Genomic DNA, 21,032 nt, shown 5'->3' with positions numbered 1-21,032 from the left:
GTAACATTTCATTCGCACTCACAACTGTATTTTGATAAATACACATCATTTATAAAATATGCAATAAAATAGCCACTAATATTTGTTTGTTTATTATGTATTTTATCTTTTCTTATTGTGCATATCTTTGTTTTTCATCTACAATTCACCGAAGTTGTATAATTATGCATTTCTATATTGACTTTACTGTTCAAAGGTATATAATAGAAAAAAATAAATTGTTCGAAAAGGGGTACAGCCTATGAAATACAAAGTATATATAGACGGTCAGGCAGGCACCACAGGGTTACAACTGCGTGAGCGCTTAGAATATCATCCTAATATTGAATTACTCCTCATTAGCGAAGCACTGAGAAAAGATGAATCAGAAAGAAAAAGACTTATGAACAGTGCCGATGTTGTATTTCTTTGTTTACCCGATGAGGCGGCAATAGAGGCAGTGAAACTGGTTGAAAACCCTAATGTTTGTATTATCGATGCTAGCACTGCCCATAGAACCAACCCTCTTTGGACTTACGGCTTTCCTGAACTCTCAGCAAAACATAGACAGAAAATTGCATCATCAAAGCGAATTGCAAACCCCGGATGCCATGCAACTGGCTTTATTGCTGCAGTCTATCCATTGGTAATGATGGGTATTGTGAGCCCAGATTATCCCTTTAGCGCCCATAGCATCACAGGGTACAGCGGTGGTGGTAAAGGCATGATTCAGGAATATGAAAAAACAGATAGACCTACGGAATTAGATAGCCCCAGACAATATGCATTAGGCCAAGCCCACAAACATTTGCCGGAAATGCAATATGTAACTGGAATATCTTCGGCACCTATCTTCTCCCCCATTGTCTGCAATTTTTACCGTGGTATGGAAACCTGCACTCCACTACATACAAACCTGTTTTTGAAAAAAGTAACAAAAGCGGAGCTTACGAAAATGTTAGCTGATTTTTATAAAGAATCAAGCCTGATCACCGTAGCCCAGGAGAAAAGTGGTTTTTTGTCGTCCAATCGCATGGCAAACCAAAACGGACTTACCCTTTATTTGGAGGGAAATGACCAACGCATGACCCTGATCAGTATGTTTGATAACTTAGGCAAAGGTGCATCCGGCGCCGCTGTTCAAAATATGAATATTGTCCTCGGTCTGGATGAGACCGAATCATTGATATAAAAAGGAGGAACTCTAATGCAGAAAATTTCAGGCGGCATAACCGCCCCCAAAGGCTTTCTTGCCGGCGGACTCCACTGTGGAATCCGTGCTAATCAAGACAAAAAAGACCTGGCCATGATTTACAGCCAAACCCCTTGTTCCGCTGCTGCCGTTTATACACAAAATAAAGTTTTTGGCGCACCCATCACCGTAACCAGAAATAACTTAGCAGATGGTACAGCCCAGGCAATGATTTGCAATAGTGGCAATGCCAATACCTGTAATGCAGATGGCGTTGAAAAAGCAGAAGCTATGTGCAAAATGACGGCAGAAGCTTTGGGGCTTTCTCCCAAAGATATCATTATCGCATCCACTGGTGTAATTGGGGCTGTACTGCCCTTAGATCCCATTGCGAAAGGCATCAAATCTTTAGTACCTCAACTCACAGCAGAAGGTGGCACTTTAGCGGCAGAGGCAATCATGACCACAGATACAAAGGCAAAAGAAGAAGCTTATATCATGAAAATAGGCGGAAAAACAGTAACCATCGGGGCTATGGCAAAGGGTAGTGGCATGATTCATCCCAACATGGCAACCATGCTTGGTTTTTTGACAACAGATTGTTCCATTTCCACCCCCATGCTTCAGAAAGCCTTAAAATTAGCGGTGGATGATACGTTCAACATGGTTAGTGTTGATGGTGACACTTCCACCAACGATATGGTTTCCATCATGGCAAACGGTATGGCAGAAAACCCTACAATATGCAAAGAAGGCCCTGCGTTTGATGCTTTCCTCACTGTCATCAAGGAAATTTGCACATCCATGGCGAAAAAGATTGCAGGCGACGGAGAAGGTGCCACAAAACTTTTGGAATGCACTGTTAGTGGTGCTCCTAGCACTGCCCTGGCAAAATCAATCTCAAAATCAATCATCACCTCTAGCTTGGTAAAATCTGCCCTGTTTGGTGCTGATGCCAACTGGGGACGAATCCTTTGTGCCATTGGCTATACAGAAGGTGAATTTGCCGTAGACACCATTTCCGTTGACATCTCCTCCCCAAAAGGAAGTATCCATGTTTGTGAAAACGGTGCCGGCGTTGCCTTTGATGAAAAATTGGCAAAAGCCGTTCTTTTGGAAGAAGAAGTACACGTTCAAGTTGAAATGAACCAAGGTAACGCAACAGCAACGGCATGGGGCTGCGACTTGACTTATGACTATGTAAAAATCAATGGAGACTACCGCACCTGATAGGGGGGTTTAGATAATGATTACAGATTGCAACACCGTGAAGGCAAATGTGCTAACTGCTGCCTTACCATACATACAGAAATACACAGGCAAAACTGTTGTGGTGAAATATGGCGGCAACGCAATGGTTCACCCCGATTTAAAAAAGGCCGTTATGAGTGATATTATTTTGCTCTCCTTAGTGGGAATTCATGTGGTACTGGTACATGGCGGAGGGCCAGAAATCAGCGGAATGCTAAAAAAACTAGATATCCCTTCCCGTTTTGTTGACGGCTTGCGATATACTGATGAAGAAACTGCACAAGTGGTGCAGATGGTTCTGGCCGGTAAAACAAATAAGGATCTTGTTTCCCTCATTGGACAATTAGGGGGCAAAGCCATCGGCCTTTGTGGCATTGATGGCGGCATGATTAAAGCCAAAAAAATTGATGGGGACTATGGTTATGTGGGTGAAATCACCAATATTAATACAGAGCCAATCACCCAAGCAATCCAAAGTGGATACATCCCCGTAATTGCTACCGTTGGCACAGATTGTAAGGGGCAAACCTATAACATCAATGCTGACACAGCGGCAGCTGAAATTGCGGCGGCACTTAAAGCAGAAAACATTATTACTCTTACGGACATCAGAGGACTAATGAGGGACATCTGCGACGAGGACTCTTTGATTCCCGTTGTGAAAATTGATGAGGTGGAAAAACTGGTTAGCGACGGCATTATTAGCGGTGGTATGCTCCCAAAGGTCAAAAGCCTGGAAAAATCCGTTCTTTCAGGCGTAGAAAAAGCAGTTATGATTGATGGAAGAATTGAGCACTCCATTTTAATCGAAATGTTTTCTGATGAGGGTATTGGTACCATGTTCATCAAATAAAACCTTTCAATACCGTATTGCTATATCCAACTACACACGGGATTTTTGAATATAAGAAGGTATGAAAATATTTCTACTAATGTTTACAAAGGCCTGTACACATTGAAATAATATTGCAATACCTTACAGAGCAAAAGAATATTATAAAGGACGGTGAGCCCAGTGAGCTTTGATGCAGTTCAACAGAAAGATCAAGAATATATCATGCATACCTATGGACGTTACCCTGTTGCCTTGGACCATGGGAAAAATGCAACTTGCTATGATACAGATGGAAAAGAATATATTGATATGACCAGTGGCATTGGCGTAAATGCCTTGGGTTTTTCAGATAAGGGATGGATTGAAGCCATTACTGCACAACTTCAAAAGTTGCAGCATACTTCAAATCTTTACTACACAACCCCTTGTGGCGAAGTAGCAAAAATGGTTTGTGAGAAAAGTGGAATGAAAAAAATGTTTTTTGCCAATAGCGGTGCTGAAGCAAACGAAGGCGTTATTAAGGCTGCCAGAAAATATAGCTTCACAAAATATGGCCAAGACAGAAGCACCATCGTCGCTTTGGAAAATTCTTTCCATGGCAGAACAATGGCCACCCTTTCTGCAACAGGGCAAGATGCTTACCATAATTACTTCTTTCCCTTCGTAGATGGATTTGTATTTGCAAAAGCAAATAATTTGGAAGACACTATTTCTAAATTAACCGATGATGTTTGTGCCATTATCATGGAAATGGTTCAAGGGGAAGGCGGCGTTCTTCCTTTAGAAAAGGACTATGTAAAGGCAATTTATGATATTTGCAAAGAAAAAGATATTCTCTTTATTGTGGATGAAGTGCAAACCGGCGTAGGAAGAACTGGTTCTTTCTTTAGCTATCAGCAGTTTGGTGTCCAGCCTGATTTGGTTTCCTGTGCAAAGGGGCTTGGCGGCGGCCTACCCATTGGTGGTGTTTTGTTTGGTGAAAAAACGGAAAATTGCCTAGTTGCTGGGGATCATGGTTCCACCTTTGGCGGAAACCCTGTTGTTTGTGCTGGCTCCATAGAAATTTTAAATCGCTTAGATAATGATTTTTTGGATGAAGTAAAAAAGAAAGGGGAATTCTTGAGAAAAGAAATTTCCGCCATGCCCCATGTCACAGATATAGCTGGAATGGGCATGATGCTAGGTATCAGCCTTGATGTGGATGCAAAAGAAGTGATTCACAAGTGCTTAGATAAGGGCTTAATGGTTTTATCCGCTAAAACAAAAGTAAGACTTTTGCCTCCTTTGACCATTACAAGAAAAGAATTGGAAAAAGGTCTTACCATACTAGCTGAAGTGCTGAAAAATATGTAAAATAAAATATGGTTATCTCGTAAAACGCAGCTTCAGGCTAAGTGGTTTCAAAAGTAAAAACCTTTTAGGGTTTTATTAATTGAGTAAAAATCACCTATGTCCTCCTGCGTTTTGCGCTGTATATAATTACTGTTTCCCTAAAGAGCAAAAGAAAGAGAGGCGTGAAATTATGAAACATTTTTTAAAGCTGTTAGATTGTACCCCTGAAGAAATTATTGACCTTTTGGATCTGGCAGATCAATTAAAAAAATATGTGAAAGAAGGAAAAGAACATCATTTCCTCAAAGGTAAAACCTTAGGCATGATTTTCGAAAAATCTTCAACTCGTACCCGTGTTTCCTTCGAAACAGGAATGTATCAATTAGGTGGACATGCCCTTTTTATCAGCTCTAAGGATGCACAAATTGGCCGAGGTGAACCCACTCAAGATACTGCCCGTGTACTCTCTCGCTATGTTGATGGGATCATGATTCGTACTTTTGAGCAAGAAGAAGTAGAAACCCTTGCAAAGTATGGTTCCATCCCCATTATCAATGGCTTAACCGACCTTTGCCACCCCTGCCAGGTAATGGCTGACCTCCAAACAATCCGTGAGTACAAGGGTAAATTAGAAGGACTTAGAATGTGTTACATCGGCGATGGCAATAATATGGCTAACTCCCTAATCGTAGGCGGTTTGAAGGTTGGTATGAGGGTAAGCGTTGCCTGCCCAGAAGGATATAGACCAGCAGATATGGTTTTGGAATTTGCAAAAGAATATGGGGATAAGTTTATCCTTACGGACGACCCTAAGGTTGCAGCGCAAAATGCAGACGTGGTTCTTACCGATGTTTGGGCTTCCATGGGCCAAGAGGAAGAACAAGCCATTCGTGCAAAAGCTTTTGATGGATACCAAATTAATAATGAATTAATGGCCCTGACTAACGAAGGCTGTATGGTTCAGCACTGCCTGCCAGCCCACAGAGGAGAGGAAATTACTGCTGAGGTTTTCGAAGCCCATGCAGAGGAAATTTTTGATGAAGCAGAAAACCGGCTTCATGCGCAAAAAGCAATTCTCGTAAAATTAATGGGTTGATAGGATGTGATACCGATGAATAAAGCATATTTAGTTCTACAAAATGGTAAAGTTTTTCCTGCCAAACGTTTTGGTAAACAAGGAGAAATTACGGCTGAGTTAGTTTTTACAACAGGGATGGAAGGTTATTTGGAAACATTAACCGACCCTAGCTATCACGGCCAAATCGTTGTGCAAACCTTCCCTCTTATTGGAAACTATGGGGTGATTTCTGATGACTTTGAAAGCAATGCCCCTTCTCTTTCTGCATACATCGTAAGAAACATTTGCGAATTACCCTCAAACTTTAGAAATGAGGGCTCTTTGGCAGATTATTTGGAGGATCAAGGTATCATCGGTCTTTGTGATTTAGACACTCGTGCTTTGACAAAAATCATTCGTGAGTATGGGGTTATGAATGCTGCAATTGTGGATGAACTCCCTGAGAATATGGAGCCTTTTGCCAGAAATCTTGCCAATGCTGCTTTAAGCAGTAGTGTTGAAAAAGTAACTTGCAATGAAGCCTATACGAAAAACCCTGAGGGGAAAAAGCATGTGGTTCTTTGGGACTTTGGATACAAAAAAAATATGGGAGACGAACTAATCAAAAGAGGTTGTAAGCTGACTATCGTTCCCGCCCATACCTTGGCAGAGGACATTTTAAGTTTAAGTCCTGATGGCATTTTGCTTTCCAACGGCCCCGGGGACCCCTCTGACAACAAAAGTATTATTGAAAACATCGGAAAAGTTGCTCAAAGCAAAACACCTATTTTTGGTATTTGCCTAGGCCATCAAATGTTGGCTTTGGCAAAAGGGGCTATCAGTACAAAATTAAAATATGGACACCGTGGGGCAAATCAGCCTGTTTGCTACACACCAACAGGTAGATTATATATCACAAGTCAAAACCACGGTTATGCCATAAAATCAGAAACACTCCCCCCTTCAGCAGTACTATCCTTTACCCATGTAAATGATAATACCTGCGAAGGAGTTGAATATACAGATATTCCTGCGTTTTCTGTACAGTTTCACCCCGAAGCTTGCGGTGGACCCAAGGATACCAACTTTTTGTTTGACCAGTTTATGTCTTTGATGGGAGGAAACGAAAATGCCGCTGAATAAAAATTTAAAACGAGTGATGATCATTGGTTCTGGGCCTATTGTAATTGGCCAAGCGGCAGAATTTGACTATGCAGGCACCCAGGCCTGCCGTGCGCTAAAAGCCCTTGGATTAGAGGTCATTCTAATTAATCCCAACCCAGCAACCATTATGACAGATAACGCCATTGCAGATAAAATTTATATTGAACCACTAAATACCAATGTTATTAAACGAATCATTAAGAAAGAAAAACCCGATGGTCTTCTATCCACATTAGGTGGTCAGAATGGTTTAACCTTATCCATGCAGTTGGCTAAAGAGGGCTTTTTGGAACAAGAAGGCGTGGCTTTATTAGGATCTCGTTTAGATACCATCGATAAAGCAGAAGACAGATTGATGTTTAAAGAAACTATGGAAAAATTAAACCAGCCTTGCATTCCCTCTGAGGTTGTAACAGATATCGACAGTGCATTGGCCTTTGCTAGTGAAATCGGGTATCCAGTTATTGTACGTCCTGCGTTTACATTAGGTGGTAGCGGCGGTGGTATTGCTAATACCAAAGCTGAACTTTTGGAAATTGCACGCAGTGGCTTGGAAGCATCCCCCATCCATCAAATTTTAGTAGAACAGTGTATTTCAGGTTGGAAAGAAATCGAATTTGAAGTAATGCGTGATGGCCATGGGAACGTAATTGCTGTTTGCTCTATGGAGAACTTTGATCCTGTGGGTGTGCATACAGGTGACTCCATCGTTATTGCACCTGCAGTAACCTTAGCAGATAAGGAATACCAAATGTTGCGTACTGCCGCTTTGGATATCATTACAGAATTGCAAGTAGAAGGTGGTTGTAACGTACAATTTGCTTTAGACCCCGAAAGCTTTCGCTACGCTGTCATTGAAGTAAACCCCCGTGTTTCCCGATCCTCTGCCCTAGCCTCCAAGGCAACAGGTTATCCCATTGCTAAGGTTGCAGCACAGATTGCCGTTGGCCTTACCCTAGGGGAAATTGAAAATGCGGTAACGGGAAAAACAAGCGCATTCTTTGAGCCAACCTTAGACTATGTGGTTGTAAAATTACCAAAATGGCCCTTTGATAAATTTGTATATGCAAAAAGAAAACTTGGCACTCAGATGAAAGCAACGGGAGAGGTTATGGCCATTGCCCCTACCTTTGAGCAAGCATTATTAAAAGCTGTGCGTGGGGCAGAGATTTCAATGAACACGCTAAACCTACCCGCCCTAGCCAGTCATAGCGATGCAGAAATCAAAGATATGCTTTATGACGTGACAGACCGCAGACTTTTTGTGGTTTACGAAGCATTAAAGCGCGGCATTACGATTGAAGAAATCCACGAAATCACACTCATTGATGAATGGTTCTTAGGTAAGCTAACAAATATTTTGGCAACAGAGAGACGTCTTGGGGAGGAAACCCTTACCGAGGAGTTATATCTCTTATCCAAAAACATGGGATTTTTGGATAAGACAATATATGCCCTTTCAGGACAAATCCATCCCCACCGTCCATCCGTTTATAAAATGGTAGACACCTGTGCCGCAGAATTTGCAGCCCAGACACCTTATTTCTACGCAACCTATGATACAGAAAATGAGGCTGCCGAATTTATCGAATCCCATAATGACGGCAAAAAAACAGTCATTGTTTTTGGCTCTGGCCCCATTCGTATTGGGCAAGGAATCGAGTTTGACTATGCCTCTGTCCACTGTGTTTGGACATTAAAAGAAGAAGGCTATGACGTTGTAATGGTGAATAACAACCCAGAAACGGTGTCCACCGACTTTGACACAGCAGACCGCCTTTACTTTGAGCCTCTCACCCCCGAGGATGTTATGGATATTATTGCCACAGAACAGCCTTACGGCGTTGTGGTTGCCTTTGGTGGGCAAACAGCCATCAAGCTTACAAAAGCCCTGTCTGAGGCAGGCGTTCGTATTTTAGGTACATCCGCCCAAAGCATTGATGCAGCAGAGGATAGGGAAAAATTTGATGCAATACTTGAGGACTTGCATATGTCTAGACCAAAAGGCTTTGGTGTGATGAAAAAGGCTCATGCCATAAAAGCTGCAAACCAAATGGGCTACCCTGTTTTGGTTCGACCATCCTACGTTTTGGGCGGACAAAATATGATAATTGCATTTTCCGATGAGGAAGTGGAACGATATATGGATATCATCTTGGATGGTGGCATCGAAAACCCTATTTTGGTGGATAAGTATTTGATGGGGACAGAAGTGGAAGTAGATGCCATTTGCGATGGGGAAACTGTGCTGATTCCAGGTATTATGGAGCATGTAGAAAGAGCAGGCGTCCATAGTGGTGACTCCATTGCTGTTTACCCGGCTTGGAACCTGAGTGGTCCCCTTACCCGTCGTCTTATGGAAGCAACAGAAAAACTTGCACTGGCTTTGGAAACAAAAGGGCTTATTAATATACAGTACGTTATTTTTGAAAATGAAATCTATATTATCGAAGCCAACCCTCGTGCATCCAGAACCATACCCTATATCAGTAAGGTTACAGGCTTGCCCGTTGTGGATATTGCTACAAAGGTGATGCTTGGAAAAAAATTGAAGGATATGCCATATGGCATCGGTTTATACCGTCAATCTTTATTCTCCGCTGTAAAGGTTCCTGTGTTCTCCTTTGAAAAATTAACTGATGTAGACACCCACCTTGGCCCTGAGATGAAATCCACAGGGGAAGTTTTGGGTATTGGTCGTACCTTAGATGAAGCAATTTATAAAGGATTGGCTGCGGCAGGTTATCAAATGGAGCAGCGTGGCGGTGTATTCCTTACTGTGAAGAAACGTGACAAAGTAGAAGTGGTTCAACCTGCAAGAAAACTCCACCAACTTGGTTTTAAACTTTATGCCACAGAAGGAACAGCATTTGAACTCAAGAAGTATGGTATCCCTGTAACAGAGCTACCTACAATGGTTGATGGCATTGATGAAATCATGGAACTATTAGAAAGTGGCAAAATTCAATATATGGTTTCCACTTCAAACAAAAGCACCTTGCCTCAGCTTGCCAGCGTTAGAATTCGTAGAAAAGCAACAGAACGTGGTATTTTCTGTTTAACCAGCATTGATACTACAAATGCTCTGGTAAATGCGTTGTCTAGTGGCTTCCATTTGAATAATATGGAGTTGATTGATATTGCCCACCTCCCCAGAGAGAAAGAGAAGCTTCACTTTACAAAAATGCGTGGTAGTGGCAATGATTATATCTATTTTGATTGCTTTGAGCAAGAAATTAAAAATCCTGAATTTTTGAGCGTTTGGCTTTCCAGCCGCCGCAATAGCATTGGTGGTGATGGTATAGTGCTAATCGAGCCATCTAACATAGCAGATGCAAAAATGCGGATGTTTAACGCCGATGGTACCGAATCCGCTGTTGCAGGCAACCCAATCCGTTGCGTCGCAAAATATATTTATGATCAGAAAATGATTGATTCAGAACAGGTCACCATTGAAACAGGAAATGGCATAAAACAATTAGAGCTTTTCATTCGAGAAAATGAAGTTTACTCTGTCTTAGTTCATATGGGTAAAGCAGACTTTAATCCCAAAGCTGTGCCCGTGACCCTAGGCGATACACCTGTCATTCATAAATCAATTACCTTGGGTGGTAAAGAATACTTCATTACTTGCCTATCTATGGGTAATCCTCATTGCGTCATTTTTACAGAGGATGTGGAATATATTCCTTTACAGGAGATTGGGCCTATGCTAGAAAATGCTGATTTCTTCCCCGAAAGGGCAAATATATCCTTTGCCTCTGTGGAGGATCGCACTACCCTTCGAATGCGTGTGTGGGAAAGAGGAATCGGGGAAACATGGGCTTGTGGTACTGGTGCATGTGCTGTTGCCGCTGCTGCCGTTGCTTTAGGCCATTGCCCTGACAAGCAGGATATTACTGTGAAACTACGGGGCGGAGACCTGATTATTCACTGTGATGAAAATAACATCACCATGACCGGTGATGCCCGCAAAGATTTTGAAGGTTTTATAGAAATTTAAAATAAATATCAAACAATAAGGAGGTATCTGTTCACAGGTATCTCCTTTTTGCTAATATTTTAAAATAATCACATTCCACTTGTTGACAATCATTATTATTTAATATATAATAATAACAAGAGAGAAGGTAATTAAAAATATTTAGCGGAGGTGTTTTTATGAATTTAAAAGGGTCAAAAACTGAAGCAAACCTATTGTCTGCATTTGCCGGTGAATCCCAAGCAAGAAATAAATATACATACTATGCAAGCAAGGCAAAAAAAGAAGGATTTGAGCAAATTGCTGCACTCTTTTTAGAAACAGCAAACAATGAAAAAGAACATGCAAAAATCTGGTTTAAGCTGTTGCATGAAGGTACAATTCCTTCAACAGAAGAAAACCTTTTAGACGCTGCTTTAGGGGAAAACTATGAATGGACAGATATGTACGCAACTTTTGCAAAAGAAGCAAAAGAAGAAGGATTTGATCATATCGCTTATCTGTTTGAATCAGTTGGTAAAATTGAAAAGGAACATGAAGAAAGATATCGCCAGCTTTTAGAAAATCTAAAAACAGACAAAGTATTTTCTAAGGATGAAGAAACGGTATGGCAGTGTGAAAACTGTGGACACAGACATGTAGGTAAAGATGCCCCTGGGGTATGTCCTGTATGTAATCACCCTCAGGCTTATTTTCGTTTGGCTTCCCAGAATTACTAAGGTGAAGGAAATACCTGGGTAATTGACTTAAATACGAGTAGAAAAAAGAATTGATACTCCCCTATCAATTCTTTTTTTTTATGTATTTCTTTCTTTCTAAATCTAAGCTATACTATATTTATATAAAAGAAAGGGGGCTAACCCATGATTCATCCAGCTACAATAAAGGATGCAACTGCCATAAGCTATATCCACGCTGCCAGTTGGAAAGTTGCCTACCAAGCATTATTGCCCCAAGCGTATTTAGATCAATTACCCTATGATTTTTGGGTCGAAGCTTTTACAAATTGGATCTCCACCGGTCAGATGACTGCGAAACTCATCTATGATCAGCAAACCCCTGTGGGCTGCATTGCTTACTGCAAATCCAGAGATGCCGCCCTTGCTAATTGGGGAGAAATTGTCTCTATCTATTTACTGCCCCAATATTTAGGAACAGGCCTCGGCAAAAAGCTTATGCATTTTGCCCTAACGGATCTAAAAAAACAAGGCTTTTCAAACATATATCTATGGGTACTAGAAAATAATCGTAGGGCCATATCCTTTTACGAAAAAAGTGGTTTTATTCGTACTGATGATAAAATCAAAATGGATGTTGGCGGAAAAGAAATCACTGACATTAGATATATTTACTCTTTTGATCATAAATAAAAAGGATGGCTTACGCCATCCTTTTTTGACAGGTTTTCCTTTGTGTGATATGCTATGGACGTTTAATCTAATTACAAAACTAAGGGGAAACCACCTATGAAATACATAAAAAAACTACCAAAAACAGATATCCAATTAAAACAGTCCCTCCTTGAAAGTGGATGGAAACAGATAAAAGAGCCTAAAACATTAGGTATGTCTATTCTTCTTTCACTGCCCCTCTCCTTTTTACTGGGTGGGTTTGTATTATGGATTGCTTATACCCTAAATCCCTTGTTGTTTTCGTTCTTTGCACCAGACTCCTTAAAAATATCCTTTACCGTCAACTTAAAAACATTGGTATATTTCATTGCTATTTATTTTTATATGCTGATACACGAAATGGTTCATGCTTTTTTTGTTCCTAATTTCATTAAATCTGAAAAAACCTTTTTTGGATTAAATGGAATGTTCGGCTTTGTTTTTACCACAGAACCAATGAAGAAGAACCGATTCCTACTCATTTCGGTCATGCCTTTTTTTCTGTTATCCATCGTTCCTCTATTTATTCTCAATCCTTTTGGAATTTTAAATTGGTACACCCTGGGATTGTGCTTAATTAATGCTACTGGCTCCTGTGTTGATTTTTTAAATATGCTTTTCATTGGCTTTCAAGTTAAAAACAACAGTACCATCATCAATAATGGATTTGAAACTTACTATTATTTTACAAAATAAAGGCCTCAGCACCCTTGGTTCTGAAGCCTTTTTATTTTACTCAAATTCTGTCCCAGAAAAAGTTAATTTTTATTTCAAAAATTCTGAAAAGCATTTCTTTTCTTCAATTGCCTGAGTAACTTTTGCAATGTTTGAAGTATCGCCTAAAAGAATAGCTCCGCAAAGGATATTGTTCTGGAAATAATATTTCTCCAGGGTATTCTTTCTTTCGTCCTTTACCTGCATTGTCTTATAGGATACACCTTCTTTGCTACCGGGATCTCCCATGGCAAACAGCATAGTACCCATGGCAGCTAAAGTAACACCATAAGGCTTGTTTGTATAGGTCAGACTATCACCAACTGCATTAGCCCCAGCAATACGTCCCATTTCAGAAGCAACAGGCCAAATAGCCATATTCACACCCTCAAACTGAGCACAATCACCACAAGCATACACATCAGGAGCACTGGTACCCATTGTTTCATCTACCACAACAGCACGGTCGCAAGTGATACCAGCCTCTGTGGCCACAGCTATATTCGCCCTTACGCCAGTAGAAACAATAATCAAGTCTGCGGGGATTTTTTCGCCACTATCCAACACAACACCATCAACCTTACCATTGCCACTAATTTCAGTAATTTTTGCACCTGTCACGATACGAATACCCTGATCATTTGCAATTTTTGTAAGCATTGCTACGGATTCACTATCAATTTTGCCTGCCATCAGCACAGGTGCACCTTCTAAAACAGTAACTTCTAATTTTTCTTTTCGCAGTTCCCATGCCGCCTCGAGCCCTAATACGCCACCACCGATAACAACGGCGGACTTGGCATTATGTGCCCAAAGACTTACCTTTTCTATGTCTGCAATGGTCCTAACTGCTGTTACATGGTCTAAATCTTTGCCCTTAATAGGAGGAACAAAGCTATAAGAACCTAATGCGTAAATACATTTATCATATGCAATAACCTGACCATTGGAAAGGAAAACTTCTTTTTTGGCTGTATCTAATTTTTCAACCTTAATGCCCAACTTTAAATCCACTTTATTATCTTCATACCAAATTCTTTCTACACTTGCAATGGCATCACCACTGATTGCACCAAACATACTCTTTGTTAGCATTGGTCTATCATAAGGTAATTCATTTTCTTCAGAAATCATTGTAATGAACGCCGTCTTATCGCGCTCTCTAATGGCTTTTGCTGCGTTTAAGGCTGCTGTTCCACCACCCAAAATAACAAAATTTTCGTTGCTTTCCTTGTAGAAATTAACATCTGCCACTTCAACAGGAACAAAGTTTTCTGGGCCTACGCCACAAACAGGGCAACGCTCCATGGAAGAATCAAAAATTTCACCACAAACCAAACATTTAACAAGAGTACCTCTTGCACCAGTCTTAGTGCCCAAATCCTTCTGCTGTAACTTCTGACCAAAACGATAGCCAAACTCAAAGGCTTCTAAAAGCTCTTTTTCTGACGGTTTAAACTGAACACGGAAACCATCAATAACACGCATATCTAACTGCTTTAGACGCTCAATCAAGTGGGGTACACCTTCGCCGCTCCAACCATAGCTACCAAAGGCACTTGCAAGTTTTCCACCATGAACCGGTGCAAATAAACAAGTGGTTAAATCCCAAATTGGTTTCAATGCTTCCCCTAAAATTGTAGGAGTTCCTAACAAAATACCGTCTGCCGCTGCAATTTCACCTAAAACCACAGCTGCATCGGCTGTTACCATATCATAGGTTTTTACTTCAATATCGCCACTTTCATGAATACCTTCTGCAATTTTCTCTGCCAATTCACCAGTATAGCCATATGCACTTACATAAGGCATTACCACCGTTGTTTTTGCATTGGTAGGAATCTTACACCATTCGTCATAAATCTGAATCAATTCATCTATATGACTATCCAATACAGGGCCATGACCAGGGCAAATCATATCAATCTCCAAAGATTTTACCACTTCCAAAGCATCTGTCATATAAGGCTGTTTAAATGGACCTAGGATATTATCAAAATAATACTTAGTAGCCCGCATATATCCTTCTACATCCGTTACATTGCTTCTTAATATACCTTCATGAGCATAGTGAGAACCAAACGAGTCGCAGGTTACCAAAACCTTGTCTTCAACAATGTAGGTATACATACTGTCTGGCCAATGGAGGTTTGGCAAGGAATAAAAACGCAATGTTTTATCACCAATTCGTAGTTCATCACCATCTTTAACCGGAATACTATAAAAGTCACGGTTCACAATTTGCTTTAAAAAACCAATTGCTGTTGGTGTTGCAATAACCTTTGCACGAGGGCATTTTTCGATAATATGGCAAATGCTTCCTGCATGGTCTGGTTCTGTATGGTCTACAACGATATAATCAATCTTTCCAATGTCCAGATTTTCAACCAATACATCTTCATATTCATCCCAAAATTTTGCTTTGGCTGTTTCGAAAAGAACGGTTTTATCTCCGCACTTTAAAATATAAGAGTTATAGGTTGTCCCAAACTCAGTCATCATAATAATATCAAATACTCGTAAATCTTTATCCAAAATTCCTGCCCAATAAAGATCTTTTTTTAATTGCAATGTTTTCATGGAGCCTCCTCCTTTTTCTCTCTTTTATTATTTATAAAAATCAAAGACCGGTTTATACCGGTCTTTTGGTTTGTTTTATATTATGCCTCGTGCTTCCAAAGACCATGTAAATTACAGTATTCATAAGCAGCAACTAATTTCTCATTATCTGCCAAAACAAATACAGCTTCAGGGGCACCTGTATGATCTAAATATTTAATCTGTCCGCCTTTTGTTGTTTCTAAATAAATCCAAGCAATATGATGCTCTTCTAACATAGGATGAGTTACTTCACCAACAAACACTTTCACATGATTGCCTTCAACAGTTACAACAGGTACGTGTTTTTCTGTTGCACCATCGCTTGTATTGGCCTTCAATTCCTGCATCTTTTCTCCACAACAAACAACGGGAACACCTTTGTCTTCTACCATCATAATAATATTTTTGCAGTGGTTACATCTAAAAAATCTTGGTTTCATCATTTTTTCCTCCTTCATATTCCTTTGTTTATATTCACCTTTTACTTTTTCCTTTTTTGCTGTTTCCATACTTGAAAAAAATCAACTTTACATTTTTGTAAATATATGATAGCATATTCACAAACATATTACTGTTGCATTTGCAACAATTAGGAGTGTTTTTATGGATAATTTGATAAAAAACCCAATTTTTACAGGGGTATCCATTGAAGATATGGAAAAAATGATTGTTTGTTTTGAAGGCGAAAAGAAATCTTTCCGTGAAAAGGATACTGTTTCTGTCTATGGGGAAGGCTGCCAAAAAGTAGGCCTGCTTTACCATGGCTGTGTTTCTATCAATCGCATTAATGCAGATGGCACATTAGATATGCTAGAGTACATTGAAAACTCAGGTATCTTTGGTGCTGCATTTTCCTTTTATCAACATGAAGATGAATTTATTGTGCTTTGTGAAAAAGATTGTACCATACTTTTTGTTGATAAATCCCAAATTACAAAACGATGTAGCAATGCCTGCGCACATCATACAATCGTAATTGAAAACTTACTTTCCTTTATGTCAGAAAAAATTTCTAGTTTAACAGAAAAAGTGGATATTTTAAGCCATCGTACAATTCGCGAAAAACTTTTATGTTATTTCCGAGTACAATCGGCAAAAACAGGTACTAATTATTTTCAACTACCTTTTTCGTTTCTGGCTTTGGCAAATTATCTATGTATTGATCGCAGTGCAATGATGAGGGAATTAAAAAAAATGAAAGAGGATGAAATTGTAAAAATTCATGGTAAGAAAATTTATATTAATTATACGCAAAAAAGCTGACACAAATTTGTGTCAGCTTTTCCTTACATAAATAATTTTTAACCTTTTAACCTATGCAGATATTTTTCTTTGGTGGCCATACCACCTCTAATATGACGTTCTGCTTTGTTGACTTCAAGCACACGACGAACGGACTGGGCCAACTCAGGATCAATACGTTCCACACGATCTGTAATATCTTTATGTACCGTGGACTTACTGATTCCAAATTTTTTAGCCGTCTCTCTGACAGTGGCGTTAGTATGGATCATAAATTTTGCCACCTCTACCGCCCTCTCTTCGATATATGTTTTCAACCGTAGCACTCCCCTAAAGATCATCTTGGATTATTTATATGCGAACACCATTGTCATATATGAACCTTTTTCGGGATTTCTAAAAGAAGTATATTTTTTCTAAACTAAGAAACGAAAATCTTTTATTTTTTGTACAAATTTAGTTTAGACTATTTATTTCGTATATCATACTATTATAATCTATTATTTATACAACATTTTTTCTGAAACAAAAAGGAGTTTTTTATAAAAATGCATTGTTTTCCAAGAGGCTAGAATGTATAATAATGTTTAAATATTCAAAAAAAAAAGTGTTTATGAGTTTTTAAGGGAGGCTACTATGAATAAAAAGGATACTGACCAGGGTTTTGGTTCATTTTTAAAGCGTAAAGACATTGAGTTTTCTGCCAAACGCTATGGAATTGAAGCCCTAGGCGCAATGGCACAAGGGTTATTTGCTTCGTTGCTTATTGGTACGATTATTTCAACATTAGGGCAGCAACTTGGAATTGAAATTTTAGTTGAAATTGGCGGCTTTGCCAAAGGTGTTACTGGATCTGCAATGGCAGTTGCCATAGGATATGCATTAAAGTGTCCCCCACTTGTTTTATTTTCTTTAATTGCCGTAGGTGGAGCTGCCAACAGCCTTGGTGGAGCAGGGGGCCCTCTAGCCGTATTTGTTGTCACCCTCTTTGCTGCAGAATTTGGTAAAGCAGTATCAAGAGAAACAAAAATTGATATTTTGGTAACCCCATCTGTTACAATTGTTATTGGTATATTATTATCCATGTGGTGGGGTCCCTCTTTAGGTGCTGCCGCAAATGGAGTGGGTAAAACCATTATGTGGGCCACGGAACTTCAGCCTTTTTTGATGGGCATATTGGTTTCTGTAATTGTGGGTATCGCATTAACACTTCCCATCAGTAGTGCAGCCATATGTGCTACACTTGGCCTTACAGGACTTGCTGGTGGTGCCGCCGTTGCTGGTTGTTGCGCACAGATGATTGGGTTTGCAGTTATGAGTTTTCCGGAAAACAAATGGGGTGGATTGTTTGCACAGGGTATCGGCACCTCAATGCTACAAATGGGTAATATCGTACGAAATCCAAAAATTTGGATTCCTCCCACACTGGCCTCTGCTCTAACTGGGCCAATTGCTACCTGTATTTTTCAGATGAAAATGAATGGTGATGCCGTAGCATCTGGCATGGGTACTTGTGGGTTTGTTGGTCAAATTGGTTTGTACACTGGTTGGGTGAATGATATTACATCAGGAACCAAAGAAGCAATTACAGCATTTGACTGGTTAGGAATGGGATTAATTTGTTTCTTTCTACCTGCTGTTTTCACGTTACTTTTTGCATATATTCTTAGAAAAATAGGCTGGATCAGAGAAAATGATTTAAAATTAAACTTATAAAAAATAGAAAGGCGAAGTTCAACTAACTTCGCCTTTCTATTTTTTATAAGTTTCATAGTATGATTCTAAATTTGAAAAAATCAAACTTGTAATAAAAATTTTTGTTGCAAATTGAGTGGCATTTTATTCAGTGCTGCTTTAAAATCCTTCTCCTCAAGAAGACCACCCTCTTTGGCTACCACTGCCGCTGAAATATAATTTGCCACCTCTATAGCCTCGGAAAAAGACAAACCAAATCTTCTGGATGCAATGACAGCACCCATATGAGAATCCCCCGCACCAATGGTATCAACCACTTTTGTTTTTACAGGAGGAGCAAATAAATCTGCCTTTCCATCAAAGCAATATGACCCTTTATCTCCTAAAGTTACAATTACAGGGCGTTGGGTTTTAGAAAACAAAACTCTGGCTGCCTGCTCTACGGAGTCTGCCCCTACAAAATCCATAATTTCTTTTTCATTTAAATGCATGATCGGATGAAGCTTCAAAACCTCATCAATTCTTTGTCTATCAATTTTCATAATTCTTGGACTTGGAGAAAAATAAATTTGGTACTCTGGATGTTTTTTTAAATAATGAATTATGTTCATTCCCGTATACTCTTCTATTTCCAACCCACAGATATAAACACTATCAATGGTTTGTGTTTTAATATTTTCTAAATAGGATTCATAAAAGGTATACTCAATACCATGGTCAACGATAAAGGTTCTTTCCCCTCCCTCTTCAACCATACAATAACAACAACCATTTTCTTCTTCAGGCCGTCTTACATAAACTTTGACGCCCCTTTCTCTCAATTTTTCTAAAACGAAATTTCCATAAATACCACCACCAACGGCTGTACAAAGGCTATACGGTGCAGAAAACAGACGCAAAATATCTGAGGTTAGATATGCGCAGCCCCCTAAGGAACGACTTTGCTTTGATATATGAACATCCTCTCCCGTTACAGGTAAGTGAGGAATATTTACAATAACATCCACAACGGAAGAACCAATTACCAATGTTTGTTTCATAACTTCACTCTCTCCTAACTGAATTCACTTTCTCAAGTATAACATATATCCAATAAAAATCGAATATTTTCTTTTTTAAGGGAACTGAGAGAAAATTTCCACGTCTAAAAGAGTGGAAAATATTGTATGATTTTTTAAGGTAAAAGGAGGACAAGAATATGAAAAATTTGAAACAAGTGTTTATTACTACTTCTCTTGCAACGGTGCTTTTGTTTGGTTCTGCCACGTCAGTATTTGCTGCAGAGGGTAATTTTATTACCACCAATGGCACAGGAGTTGTTAAAGTTCAACCCGATACAGCTCAGGTATCATTGTCCATTCAAACAATGGGAAAAACAGCAAGCTCCGCTCAAAAAGAAAACAACAAAATTTCTGCTAACGTAGTTGAAAAATTAGAGCAAATGGGTGTGCCAAAAGATAAAATTATTACTGGATATTCTTACGTTTATCCCTCCTACACATACGACGACATTACGCAAAAAAGAAACATTTCTAGTTATACTGCAAACACCAGTATTGATGTAACCCTTAAAGATATTGATAATGTAGGAGCATATGTTGATGCCGCTTTAAGTGCAGGTGCAACAGGCTTTAACAGCGCTATTTTTTCCATAGAGGATCCTTCAAAGTATTATGGAGAAGCATTAAAGGCTGCAGTAAAAAATGCATCTTCCTCTGCTTCTGCTATTGCTGCTGCTTATGGAACGCCTCTTGGCCAGATTCAATCCGTTGTAGAGCATGCATCTTACTCCTCATTTGAGGAATCCTCTTACAGAGAAAAAGCTTTGGCAGACACTGCTTATGGTAACACTGCCGGTGGTACAGTAATCAACTATGATAAAATTCAAATTTCTGCTAGCATTACTGCTACCTATGAAATCTGATCAATAAAAAGAACCCGTACCATTTAAGTTATAAGTGGTATGGGTTTTTCTTATTGATGAAATAGTATAATAATGGGTTTTTTTCCAATTCATTTCCTGCCATTTTTAAAAAAATCATATCCCCATTTTTGTCTGTGGTAATAGAAAATTAGAGCCTTTAGATCCCCTGAAGGATTCTACATACTCAGCTACAATTAATTGTTTTTTCTACCTTTCATAAGAATGATAAATTGTATCCATAAATTTATAGAATCTATATTTTTTACATCTTACCATATCTTTAACCATAAGTTTTTTATATAACTCAAGGCTTCCTTTTCATATTTGAGATACAATCACTATGCACCCCTACTATCATGTAATCAATATATTTTTATGCCCTAATACATGGTAAACCAAATGTCTATAGTAAACATCTACGTGCCTCACACGTGATTTTTTTCTACAAAATAAAAACAGATAAAAAGGAAAACCTTTTTATCTGTTTTTGGACGGAGAAGGAGGGATTTGAACCCTCGCGCCGCGTTAACGACCTATACCCTTAGCAGGGGCACCTCTTCAGCCTCTTGAGTACTTCTCCAAACGCTTACTGCCAAAATATCATAACATTTTTTATTAATCTTGTCAATCAAATTCTAATAATTTACCCAAGTTTCCATAAAAATTTAATGAT

At 39.3% G+C, this 21,032-nt stretch carries 17 protein-coding genes and 1 tRNA gene; 13 read left to right on the top strand and 5 right to left on the bottom strand.

What is annotated here, in order from left to right; all coding sequences use genetic code 11:
• Positions 1-241 precede the first annotated feature (241 nt).
• The 10 genes from argC (at position 242) to ABVZ64_RS04300 (ending at position 12,879) form a co-directional block, all read left to right on the top strand.
• Positions 242-1,171, top strand: a complete 930-nt coding sequence (gene argC, locus ABVZ64_RS04345; protein ID WP_352399830.1) for an N-acetyl-gamma-glutamyl-phosphate reductase — start codon at positions 242-244, stop codon at positions 1,169-1,171.
• 15 nt (positions 1,172-1,186) lie between these two features.
• On the top strand, positions 1,187-2,401 hold the full coding sequence (gene argJ / locus ABVZ64_RS04340) for a bifunctional glutamate N-acetyltransferase/amino-acid acetyltransferase ArgJ (RefSeq protein ID WP_352399829.1): 1,215 nt from the start codon (positions 1,187-1,189) through the stop codon (positions 2,399-2,401).
• 16 nt (positions 2,402-2,417) lie between these two features.
• Positions 2,418-3,275, top strand: coding sequence for an acetylglutamate kinase (gene argB, locus ABVZ64_RS04335; RefSeq protein ID WP_352399828.1), 858 nt, complete (start codon positions 2,418-2,420; stop codon positions 3,273-3,275).
• A 162-nt stretch (positions 3,276-3,437) separates the two neighbouring features.
• Complete coding sequence (locus tag ABVZ64_RS04330) at positions 3,438-4,610, top strand: aspartate aminotransferase family protein (RefSeq protein ID WP_352399827.1); 1,173 nt, start codon at positions 3,438-3,440, stop codon at positions 4,608-4,610.
• A gap of 169 nt (positions 4,611-4,779) precedes the next feature.
• A complete protein-coding gene (argF, locus tag ABVZ64_RS04325) occupies positions 4,780-5,685 on the top strand; it encodes an ornithine carbamoyltransferase (protein WP_352399826.1) in 906 nt (301 codons plus the stop codon).
• Positions 5,686-5,700: 15 nt separating this feature from the next.
• Positions 5,701-6,789: a carbamoyl phosphate synthase small subunit gene (locus ABVZ64_RS04320; protein WP_352399825.1), complete on the top strand. Its 1,089-nt coding sequence runs from the start codon at positions 5,701-5,703 to the stop codon at positions 6,787-6,789.
• Positions 6,776-10,813, top strand: coding sequence for a carbamoyl-phosphate synthase large subunit (gene carB / locus ABVZ64_RS04315; RefSeq protein WP_352399824.1), 4,038 nt, complete (start codon positions 6,776-6,778; stop codon positions 10,811-10,813). Before ABVZ64_RS04320 ends, carB begins: the two co-directional genes overlap by 14 nt.
• Before the next feature lie 158 nt (positions 10,814-10,971).
• A complete protein-coding gene (rbr, locus tag ABVZ64_RS04310; protein ID WP_352399823.1) occupies positions 10,972-11,511 on the top strand; it encodes a rubrerythrin in 540 nt (179 codons plus the stop codon).
• Between the two features lie 144 nt (positions 11,512-11,655).
• Positions 11,656-12,162 carry a GNAT family N-acetyltransferase gene (locus tag ABVZ64_RS04305; RefSeq protein WP_352399822.1) on the top strand — a complete coding sequence of 169 codons (507 nt, stop codon included), beginning with the start codon at positions 11,656-11,658 and terminating at the stop codon, positions 12,160-12,162.
• A 96-nt stretch (positions 12,163-12,258) separates the two neighbouring features.
• Entirely contained in the window at positions 12,259-12,879 is a 621-nt protein-coding gene (locus ABVZ64_RS04300) for a DUF3267 domain-containing protein (protein WP_352399821.1), read from the top strand.
• A gap of 69 nt (positions 12,880-12,948) precedes the next feature.
• On the opposite strand, the gene ABVZ64_RS04295 is transcribed toward ABVZ64_RS04300, so the two are convergent.
• Together ABVZ64_RS04295 and ABVZ64_RS04290 are read right to left on the bottom strand one after the other, a co-directional pair.
• Positions 12,949-15,477 carry an FAD-dependent oxidoreductase gene (locus tag ABVZ64_RS04295; RefSeq protein ID WP_352399820.1) on the bottom strand — a complete coding sequence of 843 codons (2,529 nt, stop codon included), beginning with the start codon at positions 15,475-15,477 and terminating at the stop codon, positions 12,949-12,951.
• An 80-nt stretch (positions 15,478-15,557) separates the two neighbouring features.
• The gene (locus ABVZ64_RS04290; protein ID WP_352399955.1) at positions 15,558-15,938 is read right to left on the bottom strand and encodes a desulfoferrodoxin family protein; all 381 of its coding nucleotides are present in this window, start codon (positions 15,936-15,938) and stop codon (positions 15,558-15,560) included.
• Positions 15,939-16,101: 163 nt separating this feature from the next.
• On the opposite strand from ABVZ64_RS04290, the gene ABVZ64_RS04285 reads away from it, so the two are divergent.
• Positions 16,102-16,761 carry a Crp/Fnr family transcriptional regulator gene (locus ABVZ64_RS04285; RefSeq protein ID WP_352399819.1) on the top strand — a complete coding sequence of 220 codons (660 nt, stop codon included), beginning with the start codon at positions 16,102-16,104 and terminating at the stop codon, positions 16,759-16,761.
• A gap of 38 nt (positions 16,762-16,799) precedes the next feature.
• Here ABVZ64_RS04285 and spoIIID read toward each other — a convergent pair whose 3' ends face one another.
• A complete protein-coding gene (spoIIID, locus tag ABVZ64_RS04280) occupies positions 16,800-17,057 on the bottom strand; it encodes a sporulation transcriptional regulator SpoIIID (RefSeq protein ID WP_352399818.1) in 258 nt (85 codons plus the stop codon).
• Between the two features lie 319 nt (positions 17,058-17,376).
• Here spoIIID and ABVZ64_RS04275 point away from each other — a divergent pair, with 319 nt between their 5' ends.
• A complete protein-coding gene (locus ABVZ64_RS04275) occupies positions 17,377-18,456 on the top strand; it encodes a PTS sugar transporter subunit IIC (RefSeq protein WP_352399817.1) in 1,080 nt (359 codons plus the stop codon).
• 80 nt (positions 18,457-18,536) lie between these two features.
• Here the strand turns inward: ABVZ64_RS04275 and ABVZ64_RS04270 are convergent, their stop codons facing one another.
• Positions 18,537-19,475 (bottom strand): carbohydrate kinase family protein, encoded by a 939-nt coding sequence (locus ABVZ64_RS04270; RefSeq protein ID WP_352399816.1) that lies wholly within the window; start codon positions 19,473-19,475, stop codon positions 18,537-18,539.
• Between the two features lie 158 nt (positions 19,476-19,633).
• Between ABVZ64_RS04270 and ABVZ64_RS04265 the strand changes: the two genes are divergently transcribed.
• On the top strand, positions 19,634-20,359 hold the full coding sequence (locus tag ABVZ64_RS04265) for an SIMPL domain-containing protein (protein ID WP_352399815.1): 726 nt from the start codon (positions 19,634-19,636) through the stop codon (positions 20,357-20,359).
• A gap of 492 nt (positions 20,360-20,851) precedes the next feature.
• Here ABVZ64_RS04265 and ABVZ64_RS04260 read toward each other — a convergent pair.
• A tRNA-Ser gene (locus ABVZ64_RS04260) sits at positions 20,852-20,939 on the bottom strand.
• Between the last annotated feature and the right edge of the window lie 93 nt (positions 20,940-21,032).

It is taken from the genome of Anaerotignum sp., assembly GCF_040307045.1.
GTDB lineage: Bacteria > Bacillota > Clostridia > Lachnospirales > Anaerotignaceae > Chakrabartyella.
The sequence above is the reverse complement of the archived record's forward strand: the minus strand, read 5'-3'. Positions and strand labels throughout refer to the sequence as shown.

Coding starts and splice junctions, on each gene's coding strand:
- ABVZ64_RS04270 (WP_352399816.1), bottom strand. CDS start 19,475: ATGAAACAAACATTGGTAATTGGTTCTTCCGTTGTGGATGTTATTGTA.
- ABVZ64_RS04265 (WP_352399815.1), top strand. CDS start 19,634: ATGAAAAATTTGAAACAAGTGTTTATTACTACTTCTCTTGCAACGGTG.
- ABVZ64_RS04305 (WP_352399822.1), top strand. CDS start 11,656: ATGATTCATCCAGCTACAATAAAGGATGCAACTGCCATAAGCTATATC.
- ABVZ64_RS04285 (WP_352399819.1), top strand. CDS start 16,102: ATGGATAATTTGATAAAAAACCCAATTTTTACAGGGGTATCCATTGAA.
- argB (WP_352399828.1), top strand. CDS start 2,418: ATGATTACAGATTGCAACACCGTGAAGGCAAATGTGCTAACTGCTGCC.
- ABVZ64_RS04290 (WP_352399955.1), bottom strand. CDS start 15,938: ATGAAACCAAGATTTTTTAGATGTAACCACTGCAAAAATATTATTATG.
- argJ (WP_352399829.1), top strand. CDS start 1,187: ATGCAGAAAATTTCAGGCGGCATAACCGCCCCCAAAGGCTTTCTTGCC.
- argF (WP_352399826.1), top strand. CDS start 4,780: ATGAAACATTTTTTAAAGCTGTTAGATTGTACCCCTGAAGAAATTATT.
- ABVZ64_RS04275 (WP_352399817.1), top strand. CDS start 17,377: ATGAATAAAAAGGATACTGACCAGGGTTTTGGTTCATTTTTAAAGCGT.
- ABVZ64_RS04295 (WP_352399820.1), bottom strand. CDS start 15,477: ATGAAAACATTGCAATTAAAAAAAGATCTTTATTGGGCAGGAATTTTG.
- argC (WP_352399830.1), top strand. CDS start 242: ATGAAATACAAAGTATATATAGACGGTCAGGCAGGCACCACAGGGTTA.
- ABVZ64_RS04320 (WP_352399825.1), top strand. CDS start 5,701: ATGAATAAAGCATATTTAGTTCTACAAAATGGTAAAGTTTTTCCTGCC.
- rbr (WP_352399823.1), top strand. CDS start 10,972: ATGAATTTAAAAGGGTCAAAAACTGAAGCAAACCTATTGTCTGCATTT.
- carB (WP_352399824.1), top strand. CDS start 6,776: ATGCCGCTGAATAAAAATTTAAAACGAGTGATGATCATTGGTTCTGGG.
- ABVZ64_RS04300 (WP_352399821.1), top strand. CDS start 12,259: ATGAAATACATAAAAAAACTACCAAAAACAGATATCCAATTAAAACAG.